The following is a 12,161-nucleotide window of genomic DNA, read 5'->3' on the forward strand; positions in this document are numbered from 1 at the left end:
TATGCAGATCAAATCCGCATCCTTTTGAATATGGCCTCTGGGATCGCCTTTATCACGAACATTACAATGGCCCAAATTGGCTTGACGTAAACAATGTTCTTTTTTTTACGTACGGCCCGCTCGATCGCATCTGCGACTTCGGAAGGTTGCGCGGTCAGTTTTTCAGGTAAATCCAATTCTTGGGTCATCTTGGTGTCGACAAAACCTGGTAATACAGTAACAACGTGAACATCTTTCTTTGCCATCCGGTTACGCAACCCGGACAGAAATGCCGTGAACCCGGCTTTGGCTGATCCGTAGATATAGTTAGTGGCCCGACCCCTTTCTCCTGCGACCGAGCTGATACCAACCAGAGCGCCGGAGCCACGTCGCTCAAATCGGTTCGCTAACGCGCCCAAAATGTTGGCGGGGCCTTCAAAGTTGGACCGCATGACCAGAACAGCCGCGTTCGCGTCTTGCTCATCGTTTTCTTGCTGCCCGAGCAGTCCAACGGCGCAAACTACGATTTCTGGCGATGCAGGCAACGTTTCCACAAAACCATCGTGACTATCCAGATCAACGACGTCGAATTCATGCAAAGTCACGGAAACTTGGTGCCGGATCTCCAGATCAGTTTTTGCTTTTTCAAGATCCTGAGCATTTCGCGCGGCCAACTGGATTGGATGTCCCAACGCGGCGTAAGTATGGGCAACCGCCATCCCAATATCTGATCGGGCACCGAGGATTAGCACTGGTCCTTCGCTCACAGCATCAGCCTTTCAGATTGCATCGAGGAAAACTGTTTGTTGACGCCGGTCCGTTCCCGCATGGCAGAAAAATTTGCGACCCGAACTTCGTCCATGTCCTGAAGATCCTGGGCCGCGAGACAGCTATCTTTCGCCAAATAAACCCGACCGGCATAGTCTGCTGTCATCTGACCAAGTTTACTTACTAACGCGATCGATTTTTCGGACACCGGGAAGTCCAACGCCAGAGTGTATCCTTCCATCGGAAAGGAGAATCGACTTTCCTGTACCCCGAACCGTTTCAGCACTGCAAGAAAGGAGCCTTGTCCAGCTTCGGAAATCTCAGTCAACATGTCGTTCAGACCTGTTCTGGCCTGATCCAAGGGTATGACACACTGGAATTGTGCCAAGCCTTTGCGCCCGTATATCCTGTTCCAGTTCTGAATTGAATCCAGCGGATAGAAGTAGCTGTTCCAATTGACGTAACTGGTCCTATCGCTTCGAGAGCCGTTCCAGTAGTAAAGTGCATTGAATGCTCGCACCGAATATCGATTCAAACAGAATCCCGGAAGGTTAAAAGGAACGTTTAGCTTTTGCTTGGCAACAGTCGGGTAGGGCGCCGCGCGACACTTTTCAGGAATTTCCGAGTGCAATGCATGCTCGCCCAGCATAACCAGCGAGCGGCCCATATTCTCGCCTTTGCTCAAGCAGTCTATCCACGCCACCGAATAAGTCGCGCCCAGAGCTTCTTCGAACAAGTCAATCGCGGCGTCCAGATTTGGCGCAGCATGCGTTGTTTGTCTTATCCATCCAGTTTCGACTGGGCGTAGCCGACAGGCGACCCTGATGATTACTCCCGTCAGACCCATCCCACCAATGGTCCACTCGAACAATTCAGAGTTTTCTGTGCGCGAGCACCTCGTTACTTCGCCATCAGTGCCGACGACATCCAGCCAATCGACAAAACTTCCAAATGAACCATCGATGTGGTGATTTTTTCCATGTACGTCGGCGGCTACCATACCGCCCAATGTTACAAAACGCGTGCCGGGGGTCACTGCAGGAAACCATCCCTGCGGCAGAAAGGCGGAAATTACATCAGACAATAGCACGCCCGCTTCGGCAATGAGTTGGCCGGTTTCAGGATCAAACCCCAGCATGTGATTGAAGCTGCGCATGTCGATTGTATTGGTTCGGCTTAGCGCGCTGTCGCCATAAGCGCGACCGTTTCCGCGGGCAATTGCACTAGACGCCAATACCGCGTCTTTCAATGCTGCTTTGTCCCGTGGCTTTTGCACATTGCAATCTTCCACGGGGTGATTGCCCCAGCCAGAAAGTTTCATCTAGCTTCTCCGATTGTTAGAGCGGAGTCCGTGAATACAAAGCGACGATCGAGGTTGAACTTCACGATGTAGCCGACTGTCAGTCCTAATACCGCACCCAACTCTCGCATGAGATCTGTACGCCAGATCAACCAGAACCCCGCTTCCGTACCCCAGAAGATTGCTGTCGTCAGAATTCCCATCGCTGTATAGGCTGAAAATTTGCGACTGTGGTCAATAACCCCTTGGCCAAGATCGTAGAATATCCAGCGTTTATCGAGGATGTATTTAAGGACGAGACCAACCCCAGTGCCAACCAACAGCGCAGGGATCAACGCGTCGTCACTGATTATGGCGAACACCACGCGCTGAGCTCCAAGATTTGCCACAGTCGCCAGTACTGCAAACAGCGAATAGCGCAGTAAGAGAGTTCGAAACGTCACAGCACGGTTCCCCCGAACGCGAGCACCGCGACAAAGACAAAGCAGAGTTGGCTTATCCTGTCTCGCGCCGCAAACACGATGGGATCATCATGCATGTGGCCCCGGTGGGTAATCATGATGATGCGGCTGATCCAGTACAACAGGATCGGACAAATTCCCCACAAGACGATTGGTTGTGCGTAAAGCTCAACCACACTGGGTGAGTTCAGGTAAAGGGCTAAAACCAGCACTGCAAGATAACCTGCCGCGATCGCCATCTGAGTCATCAACGGCAGATCGTCGACATGGTAGCCACGTCCAGTTGCCCCGAGCTTGCCGCGCGCGGCACTGTCAACAAGTTCCGCCTGCCTTTTGACTGCGGCAAGCGAGAAGAATAGAAAAATAGAGAACGCCAACAGCCAGACGGACAATACGATTTGTGTCGCGACGGCCCCGGCGATTATCCGTAGGGTATAAAGCCCTGCGAGTGTACAAACATCTACAATGAGTTTCCGTTTGAGCGAAATTGAATACGCCGTGGTAATGCTGAAATACACAAGCATGACGGCAAAAAAGGCCCATCCTGTAAACGCAGCGACCAAATATCCTCCAAACAGCAGCCCGATGGCCATCCAAATCCCGTGAGAAACGGGAATGCTGCCTGACGCAAAGGGTCTGTTACGTTTTCTTGGGTGCGCGCGATCAGCTTTCAGGTCCAGTAGATCGTTGACCACATAAACACTGGAGGCAATCAGGCAAAAAGAGATAAAGGCTAGAAGGCTGTGTACCAGAACGCCCGTCGCGAAATTATGCGCTGCGATCATAGGCAGGAAAACCAGTATGTTTTTTAACCACTGATGAGGGCGCAGCGCCTTAAGATAGGAATTTGGCGAAACCCCCTTGGTGGTTAAGTGTTCCGCTTCGCAATCCAATTTGTCGAGGCCACGGCGCACGGATTGCGGCGCGTTGACTGTAACCGCTTTCTCGGCCTTTGCCCAGATTTTCAAATCTGCCCGGCTGTCTCCCAAATAAGTATAGCTGTGATCGCCATATTGCTGTTCCAGAAATTGGGCTTTTTTGTCGCCTTTCAGATTAACATCCCCGTTCGATCCATGAACCTCGTCAAAAAGGCCCAAATGATCCGCGATCTGATCCGCGATCCTTTGATCCGAAGCGGTAACGAGTGCCGTTCGGCGTCCTGCATCCCGCCAAGACCTGATGTAGTCGACGACGGCCTGATTATAGGGCAACGCGTTTGCATCCACCTGAGCGGTTCTTTGTAAGCTTGCTTTCAAGGCTGCCCGTCCTCGAACAAGCGCCGCTGGGGCTTTAAATATCGTGCGCCAGTCTTGAGCCAACGAGGACCAGAAGGTTTCATGCAACATATCGGACGCAATAAGGGTCCCGTCCAGATCGACAACCAGGACTGGGTCGGCGACTTGCATCGCCTGTTCGTCTGTCAAGGTAGCTTGATCTGACACCCGCTAAGCCTCCTTAATAAACTGCCAATTGCCCGCGCACATGTCATCCAAGCTAAGCTGCGCTTCGAACCCCAGCAATTTTCGAGCCAAATCTGTCCCGGCGCAGGATACTGCCGGGTCGCCAGGGCGGCGGTTTGTTATTTCATAAGGAATATGTTGGCCAGACGCGCGTTCATAGGCTTTGACGACATCAAGAACACTGTAGCCTGTACCTGTCCCCAGATTGACACAGTGGTTGCCTCTGCCTGCAAATAGCGCGTCCAGTGAAAGAACATGACCGTGCGCCAAATCCTGGACATGGATATAGTCACGAACACCGGTTCCATCCGCAGTTGGATAGTCACCACCAAAAACAGTGAGCGATGGGATTAGTCCTAACGCTACTCGGGCGATGACTGGTACCAGGTTGGTCGGCGGTTGACTGGGGTCTTCACCGATCAGTCCTGATGGATGCGCGCCTACGGGATTGAAATACCGAAGAATGCCGACCTGCAAATCTTGGTCTGCCGCAGACAGGCTGGTCAAAAACTCTTCACCGACCAGCTTTGTCTGCGCGTATACGCTTTGCGGGGAAGGACGCGAATCTTCGCGTATGGGCATTTCCGCAGGTTCGCCATAAATCGCAGCGCTGGAAGAAAACACCATTTTTTCAACGCCGGTCGACTTCATGGCTGAAGCGATGTTGAAAAGTCCTCCGCAGTTGGTTTCGTAATAACCCAGCGGATCAGCCTGACCTTCCGGTACGCTTTTCAGAGCTGCAAAGTGAACCACGGCATCAAAACGTTCTGAATCGAAGACCTGGGCGACGTCCTTTTCAGAACGAATATCGCAATCGTAAATTGTGGTAGGAGCGTTTACAATCTGAGCCAACCGATCCGGCACATCACGGCGCGCATTCGCAAAGTTGTCGAGAATGGCGACCGAATAACCGGCCCTAACCAGTGCGACATAGGTATGCGAACCAATAAAGCCGGCACCGCCGGTCAACAATATTCGCCGAGTCTGTATTAGATGTTGTGTCATCTTCCACGAACCCATTCTGACGACCCCGGTCGCAGGCGGACCAGAGTTTGAATTGTCGCATAAACCAAAAATCCGATCGGGACCTGAACCATCAGGTGAAGCAAGTTGGATAGAGATATTTTTTGCGCGTTTTCATTTCTCATAAGTTCTGGGTAGAGACGACGGATTTCCGCAACGCCAGCATCCTGCCGACGCCGAACCCTGACCAGATTTCGCATCCCTTCGACCATGGGCCAGTGATATCGAGCAGCAACTTCAATGCGTTCTTCTGGAGCAAAGTTCAACCTTACGAAGGTGTCGTCTGATATTACAGCTGGGAATTGTCCCCACCTTTTACGTCCTGCGGCATTGGCCGAGAATAATCCAGCTCCTACGGCGCCGTTCTGCACGAATGGTAATCGCACCCAAAATTCGGCATAACGTTTCGTTATCCACGTGCTCGGTGGCACCACCTGTATTGTTCCCGTCGCGTATATAGGATGTTGTTGGCTTAACGCCGCACGCAATTGACCGAGCATTTCAGGGTCACATCGTACGTCTGCGTCCAAGTAAATACGGTTATTCCCAATTGCCGCGTCGTCGCCCTGATTAAAGGCATTTGGCTTTCCCTCGCGGGAGATTTTGAGCAGGACAAGACGCCAATTGCGTTCTTCAAATGCAGTTTTCATTAAAAAAACGACGTCTTCAGTGCGATCCGTACATGCATTTGCCGCAACTATGACCTCAACGAGCCCAGCTAAGTCATCCTGTTCCAATAACGCCTCCAAGCAATCCGCGATGTAGTCCTCTTCGTTATGGGCGGCGATTATGACGCTGAGAAAATCATGTTGGACAGTGTCAGTTTGAATATTTCCAGACAATATGTGGCATTCTGTCGTCATGATTAATTTCCGGAAAGCGGATCATGGTACAGTCCCATCTTTTGTTTAAGCAACGCCCATAGAACCGGCGGATCGTCCACAAGATAGCGCCGCCAGCGTTGACGTGGCTCTTTCATAAGACGGTAAAACCACTCCAAACCCATTTTTGTGACCCATGGGGCAGGCCGAGGAAGCGTTCCCGCCTCATAGTCAATTGTTCCGCCTAACGGCAGAAATAACTGAACGTTTGGCATCCGATCTCTGTAGTTGACAATGAACTTTTCCTGACGTCCACCACCTAATCCAACCAGCAAGACCGTCGCGCCCGATGCGTTGATGCAATCGATAATCCGGTCGACCTCCTCTGGGTCTTGCTCATAGTCGAAAGCCGGAGCATCGGTGCCCACAATGATCTTTCTTCCTGTCTTTGCGTTGATTTTATCAGCTGCGATTTCGGCAACGCCTGGTTTACCGCCGCATAAAAAAACGGTGACGTCGGGATTGTCTTTATGGTGCATGTAAAACTTTGGGAAGTAGTCTGATCCGGACACCCGCTCGCGAACCGGTGTGCCCATAAGGCGCAAAGCGAAGTATAAAATCTGGCTGTCGCAAGTAACTACATCGAACTTTTTGAAAACGTGTAGAAAATCCGTATCTCGCTGCAGCTTCGCTACCATGTCGGTGTGAAGCGTAAGAATCGTGCCCTGTGTAAAGTTGGAAACCAAGTCGGTCATGTCCACGTCGTGGACGTAAATATTCAGCAGATCAACACGGGTAAGTGCGGGATTTTCAGCTGAGTTTGCAACGTTTGGTACACCGGAAATCATCATTTCGCATCTCCGGGAAGAGTTCCAAAGTTTACCTTGCGAGGGCGAGAGCGAGCCTGTGGGTCGTTCCATGGAAACGTCACCGCATGAATATTTGCGTCTGCCGCCAACTTAGTGGCAAAAATTCCGATAGTTTTGGTCTCCATCATCACAGGGTTCATATTACCATTTTACCTAAAACTACATCACTGGAGCACGGGCGTCTGCAAAGCGAAACACTCAGAGCGTCAAAACTGTCAAACTACTAGCTTGTCCCGTTAACTTGGAATCTGGAAAACCGATAATCCACCTTTTGTCTACACATCAAGGCATGGATGGCAAAAGCTAATTTGACACACAGCTTAACCCCAACTGTTCCTGCGATCGGAACGTTAACATTTTAGTTTAAGTGTTGGTATTGTCCGGGTTTCAGCAACAGTGGGGATTTTTACTGTTACGGAGGATATTCGCGTGTCCATGTGGAGGACCGCGACGCTGCCGGGATTAGGTGTCAGTTCTAGCCATAGGAGCAGAAACGTCTGAGCAGGAATTCTTTGGCGAGCGATACGCGATGATCAAAGCACAAGCCAGCGTGCCAGCAGCGCCTATCGCTGTATAAATTAAAAGGGCTATCCATATTGAAGTACCCATAATCAAACCAATCCCAGCGGCGAGTGCACCAATTAGAATACCTGAAAGAACCAGCCCAGCCATCATCGAAACAACTCCACATTGCCTGTTTTGCAAAGCCGACCGCATCTACGGCCAAAAAAATTGAAACCTGAAAACAAGGCAAAATTATGCCCTAAGGTATGAGCAAATTCTTAATTGCAAACCAAGTGTTGCGTTTTAGAACAGGAATTGAGAGAAAATTTGTCGAAGACAATCAAAATGTAGCCATAGAAAGCGAATCATGCGCAAAGTGGTGGGGTCGAGCAGATCAAGGTCTTTTTGCCTGAGGGTCATGTGACCGCGGTAATAATAAGGGCCATAGTATTTTCTTGGTACGGGAGTTTGGAATATGAAAGCCGTTTATGCACTGCTCGTTACACTTGTGCTGAGCGTGGTACTAGCTGCGCCAGCTATGGCTCAAAGCAGTTATAGAATTCAGCCTGGGGATGTTCTTAACATTGAAGTTCTGGAAGATGAAAGCCTCGAGCAAGAAGTGCTTGTACGACCCGACGGGCGTATAACCATGCCTTTGGCCGGTACACTTTCGGTCAGCGGGCGCAGCGTTGAGCAGGTTCGTAATGACCTGACCAATCTGCTGGCTCCGAATTTTGCTGCGCCGCCAAATGTTTTTGTTGCTCTTGGATCCGTCGCCGAACCCACAGACCCAGATCCGATCTTGGTTTACGCAGTCGGAGAAGCGGGGGAACCTGGACGCTACGAAGTGCCACCGGGCACCACGCTGCTCCAGTTCTTTGCGGAAATGGGTGGGTTCTCTCGCTTTGCGGCCACCAAACGCATTATTTTGCGTCGGGCCGACCGTTCAGGTAATGAGCGGGTATACAAGTTTAACTATGACGCCATTCTCGAAGGTGCTGGGCAAGGCGGCGCAACGAGACTGGTTGACGGTGATGTAATAGTAGTGCCTCAGCGCCGATTGTTTGAATGACCTGGAAGTGACCAACACGTGATACAGGCTCCCACCCATCGAACTATACGAATAGGTGCTGTTTTTGCCGCATCTACATTTGCAAGCATGAACTTCGCGCAGGAGGTGCCGCTAGAGCCAGGCGGACTGCAGATGCGTTTCGGAGTTGCCGAAAGACTGGAATATGGTCGAAACTTGACCTTGGATGTTCCCGAAGAGGGGAATGGTTTTATAGCTTCGACAATTCTTTCCTTCGGTCTGTCAAGCGAGACCCGGACCCAAACTTTGGAATTGGACGTCGTAACAGGATTGCGCCTGCAAGACCTGCCAGACAACTCTGACACTTTTGACGTCGGGGATACTCGGCTGGACTTTGGGTACACACGCGATGCGGCTAATTCAGGTCTGGCACTTGATGCAGAATACTTGAGGTTTGATATAGGATTTCTTCGGTCACTTACGGATTTCGAAGATGAAGATGGGTTCATTACGCTGCCAGCAGACTTCTCAAGCCTAACCGGCGATGGGACACGTAGTGATTACGCGCTAGGTTTTGCCTTCGACGGAGGGCGCGAAAACCTAATCGGATACAATTTGGGTTTGTTTGCTTATGGAGTTAATTATTCTGAATCCGGAGACGAAGAATTTGATGACAGCGATACAATCATTGGTGAAGCTGGTCTTACCTTTGCATTGTCTCCAGTGACCTCCACCAGTCTGACTTACACTAAAGAAAAATACGAAGAAGACGACATCGATCAGACTGATAGGGACACTGATACAATTGCATTTGGCGTATCCCACGAATCTTCTGATCGGACCCGCATTGACGCAACGATCGGGTACACCGAAGTTACCGAAAGGCGCGAAGTATCGGGTGACCGGGACGAATCCGGTGTCGTCGGAAATTTGGGTGTTTTTCATGACGTTGCAAACGGAACTGTTTTTGGTGAATATGACTCCAGTCTTAACGCTACTGGCCGTTTGGATCGCCTGATCGTAGGACGCACGCTTCCCATTCCGGATGGCGATTTTGCCTTTAGTCTTGGCGCCGCACATCGACCAGATGGTTCAGTTGATCCAATAGGCGCACTGTTGTTTGATCGCGATTTCGGTCCAAACTTTTTGCGTATACGAATAAGCCGTGACATACTCGCGGATACTGATGACGAATACACGGTCTCGAACGTCGTTGACTTGGGGTATCTCTGGCGTCTGACGCCGGTTTCTCAATTTGGTCTCCGCGCGACCTATGCTATAGCAGAAGAAACCGTGACTGAACCACGCACCGAATTGGGATTCTTCAGCGCTGTTTACAGTCATGAGCTTACGGATGATTGGCGTTTCAATGCTGGGTTCGATTACCGTGTGTCGGAAGACGATGCAGGACGCGCGACCAGTCCCCAAGTTTTCGCAGCCATTGGAAAGGAGTTTTTCTGGAGGCGATAGAATTGAATGTCGAAATCTTGAGCCCATTGGGTTTTTGGTTGTGGTGGGCCTCTAAGACCGCACTTACTAATTGCGTGTATTGGTAGTGGGGGATTTAGTGAGTAAGTAAGTGAGTAGTTGAATGCCGAAAGAATATGAGGAAGTACTAAATCAGATTTCTGGCCTGAAGCCCTTTGATATTCCCTTTAATCGGCCCAAGTTAATCGGAAATGAGCGAAGCTACATCCAACAAGGGCTAGAAGAAGGGTTCTTCGCTGGAAACGGTCGTTTTACGGTGGCTTGTGAATCTCTACTGAAGGAAATGACCAGTTCTCCCAAGGTGCAGCTTGTTCATTCCTGTACCGCCGCGCTTGAGATGGCGGCCATCCTTTGCGATCTGGGTCCTGGCGATGAAGTTATCATGCCATCTTTCACCTTTGTGTCGACGGCAAATGCAGTCGTTATGCGCGGGGCCACTCCCGTTTTTGTAGATATTTTACCAAACACTCTGAACATTGATCCGGATGCGGTTGCCAAAGCGGTGACGCCCAAAACAAAGGCGATTTTTGCAGTTCACTATGCTGGTGTGCCGGCGGAAATGGACGCGTTGGCAGAAATTGCGAAAGCCCATAACATAATCCTTGTCGAAGATGCTGCTCAAGCGTTGGGATCAAAGTATAACGGACGACCTGCTGGAAGCCTTGGCGATCTTGCCGCATTCAGCTTTCACGCCACAAAAAACGTAACGTGCGGGGAAGGCGGAGCGCTTGCAATTAACCGGGCTGATCTCGTGGAGCGTGCAGACGTTATTCGCAACAAAGGGACAAATAGATCCCAGTTTTTTGATGGGCTTGCAGAGAAGTATACTTGGGTTGATATAGGTTCATCGTACTCACCGTCTGAGCTAACTGCCGCCATGTTGTTGGCACAGCTCGAGCAGATGGAGGCTGTGATTTCCGACAGGCTATCATCTGCAGCCCGCTATCAATCTGCGTTTGCGGACGTGGCCGAGATGGGGCGTATTGATCTGTTGGTCAGACCTGTTCACTGTCAAGGAAATGGCCATTTGTTCTGTCTTTTGCTTCGCGATGAAGAAGAGCGCCGCAAGTTCATCGCTGATATGGACAATTTTGGCATTGGCACGCCGTTTCACTATGTTCCTCTGCATTCTTCGCCTGCGGGACGAAAATATGGGAAATGCTCAGGATCATTGACTGTTACGGAGCAGTTGGCTGAAAGGTTGGTACGTTTACCCTTGTATTATAACATGGGGGAAACGGTCGACCGTGTGATTAAGACTGCGCGAAATGCATTGATGAACTAGCAACGCGATTTGCGCGATTCACATGTTAAATCGCGACAGATAATATCAGCTTCCTGACGTTTGTACTCATGTGCGAAGAGCAATTTTCAGTGCGCTAATTCCGGGTCTGCGTTAGAGATTTTTGGTTGATTGGAATCTGGCAACGATACTTGAACCTTGCTACGAATAACGCGTCAGCAGAGTAATACACGATGTCAGAGTCTAATGAGCTTGTCCTTTTCCCTAGTCTGAAAGCGCAACGTTTGCCGAATGGCAAATTAGTGATGACCCAAAAGTACATGGAGGGAGCAGGGCGGTTTGTTGACAAATGGCCGGGTCCGGTGACCGTTATGGTCGAACTCGATGATCGTCCTACCGAAGATATGGACCGTGTAGAAGCAAGGCCAGAACTGTTCGGCTTCGAAATTGAAGAGCGCCCCAAATCTGAGGATGAGTTTGCCAATCGACTGAAACACTCGGCTATCGGCCTTGGCTTTCTTGCAGGCAACAACATCATGATAGCCAAGGCATGCAACAAGGTCGGAATGCCTCTTGTATGCACAAGCGAATATTCACCAAGGACAGAACGTCAGATTGTTGCGGCCGAATTACCGCAAGACCATATTCGCCGTGCCCGTCGATTGCTTTGGCTACATGCCGAGGAAAAGCGGCGCCAAAAGCTATTGCCTATGCTGGCGGGACTGCAATGCAGCGGCACGCCCACATACGACTTGTATCGCCATCTTGTACCGAGTGCTCTCTTGTTCTTTGACAATAGAGTTTATGAGAAAGACATCCTTCCGACTGATCAGGTAAAAAGCCGGTTCGGCGACTTGTTGTCGGGGCGGCCTTTGAAGTTGGTTTTCGGAGGCCGGCTTTCCACAATGAAAGGCGTATCAGAGCTTCCCAAGATCGCCAGAGAGCTTCGTGACCGACGCATTCCCTTCGAGATGACAATTGTCGGCGCCGGGCCACTTGAATCCGCGCTAAAAGACGCAGGCTCGTTCATTGGATTGAATAATTTCGTAAAATTGCTTCCGCCTATGGACTTTCGTAATGGTTGGATCCCTTTCCTGCGTGACAATGCCGACCTATTTGTGTGTCCGCACGTTCAGGGTGACCCGTCCAGTACTTACTCAGAAGTCATGTCATGCGGGGTTCCAATAGTCGGTTATGCCAACGAAGCTTTTGAAG

The 12,161-nt window shown here is 50.5% G+C and carries 13 protein-coding genes; 4 read left to right on the forward strand and 9 right to left on the reverse strand.

Annotation, left to right across the window (positions count from 1 at the left end):
• Positions 1-8: 8 nt before the first annotated feature.
• The 9 genes from AC2FNE_RS13650 to AC2FNE_RS13690 all read right to left on the reverse strand — a co-directional run bounded on the left by AC2FNE_RS13650 (position 9) and on the right by AC2FNE_RS13690 (position 7,356).
• Entirely contained in the window at positions 9-746 is a 738-nt protein-coding gene (locus AC2FNE_RS13650) for an SDR family oxidoreductase (protein WP_496805589.1), read from the reverse strand.
• A complete protein-coding gene (locus AC2FNE_RS13655) occupies positions 743-2,068 on the reverse strand; it encodes an FAD-binding oxidoreductase (protein WP_496805590.1) in 1,326 nt (441 codons plus the stop codon). Before AC2FNE_RS13655 ends, AC2FNE_RS13650 begins: the two co-directional genes overlap by 4 nt.
• Positions 2,065-2,490, reverse strand: a complete 426-nt coding sequence (locus tag AC2FNE_RS13660) for a GtrA family protein (protein WP_170479724.1) — start codon at positions 2,488-2,490, stop codon at positions 2,065-2,067. Before AC2FNE_RS13660 ends, AC2FNE_RS13655 begins: the two co-directional genes overlap by 4 nt.
• The gene (locus tag AC2FNE_RS13665; protein WP_496805591.1) at positions 2,487-3,950 is read right to left on the reverse strand and encodes a UbiA family prenyltransferase; all 1,464 of its coding nucleotides are present in this window, start codon (positions 3,948-3,950) and stop codon (positions 2,487-2,489) included. The genes AC2FNE_RS13660 and AC2FNE_RS13665 overlap by 4 nt, the downstream gene beginning before the upstream one ends.
• A 3-nt stretch (positions 3,951-3,953) precedes the next feature.
• Positions 3,954-4,973: a UDP-glucose 4-epimerase GalE gene (gene galE, locus AC2FNE_RS13670; protein WP_496805592.1), complete on the reverse strand. Its 1,020-nt coding sequence runs from the start codon at positions 4,971-4,973 to the stop codon at positions 3,954-3,956.
• The gene (locus AC2FNE_RS13675; RefSeq protein ID WP_496805593.1) at positions 4,970-5,854 is read right to left on the reverse strand and encodes a glycosyltransferase family 2 protein; all 885 of its coding nucleotides are present in this window, start codon (positions 5,852-5,854) and stop codon (positions 4,970-4,972) included. Before AC2FNE_RS13675 ends, galE begins: the two co-directional genes overlap by 4 nt.
• 2 nt (positions 5,855-5,856) lie before the next feature.
• Positions 5,857-6,663, reverse strand: a complete 807-nt coding sequence (locus AC2FNE_RS13680) for a WecB/TagA/CpsF family glycosyltransferase (protein WP_496805594.1) — start codon at positions 6,661-6,663, stop codon at positions 5,857-5,859.
• Entirely contained in the window at positions 6,660-6,809 is a 150-nt protein-coding gene (locus AC2FNE_RS13685; protein WP_496805595.1) for a hypothetical protein, read from the reverse strand. Before AC2FNE_RS13685 ends, AC2FNE_RS13680 begins: the two co-directional genes overlap by 4 nt.
• A gap of 334 nt (positions 6,810-7,143) precedes the next feature.
• The gene (locus tag AC2FNE_RS13690; protein ID WP_496805596.1) at positions 7,144-7,356 is read right to left on the reverse strand and encodes a hypothetical protein; all 213 of its coding nucleotides are present in this window, start codon (positions 7,354-7,356) and stop codon (positions 7,144-7,146) included.
• Positions 7,357-7,660: 304 nt separating this feature from the next.
• Here AC2FNE_RS13690 and AC2FNE_RS13695 point away from each other — a divergent pair, with 304 nt between their 5' ends.
• From AC2FNE_RS13695 to AC2FNE_RS13710, 4 genes are all read left to right on the forward strand, one after another.
• Positions 7,661-8,257: a polysaccharide biosynthesis/export family protein gene (locus tag AC2FNE_RS13695; RefSeq protein ID WP_170479734.1), complete on the forward strand. Its 597-nt coding sequence runs from the start codon at positions 7,661-7,663 to the stop codon at positions 8,255-8,257.
• 132 nt (positions 8,258-8,389) lie between these two features.
• Positions 8,390-9,685 carry a porin gene (locus tag AC2FNE_RS13700; protein WP_496805597.1) on the forward strand — a complete coding sequence of 432 codons (1,296 nt, stop codon included), beginning with the start codon at positions 8,390-8,392 and terminating at the stop codon, positions 9,683-9,685.
• Positions 9,686-9,806: 121 nt separating this feature from the next.
• Entirely contained in the window at positions 9,807-10,988 is a 1,182-nt protein-coding gene (gene rffA, locus AC2FNE_RS13705) for a dTDP-4-amino-4,6-dideoxygalactose transaminase (RefSeq protein WP_496805598.1), read from the forward strand.
• A 263-nt stretch (positions 10,989-11,251) separates the two neighbouring features.
• Positions 11,252-12,161 (forward strand): glycosyltransferase (locus tag AC2FNE_RS13710; RefSeq protein ID WP_496805599.1); only part of this gene is annotated, 910 nt, incomplete at its 3' end.

The organism is Ruegeria sp. YKSD179, assembly GCF_059612885.1.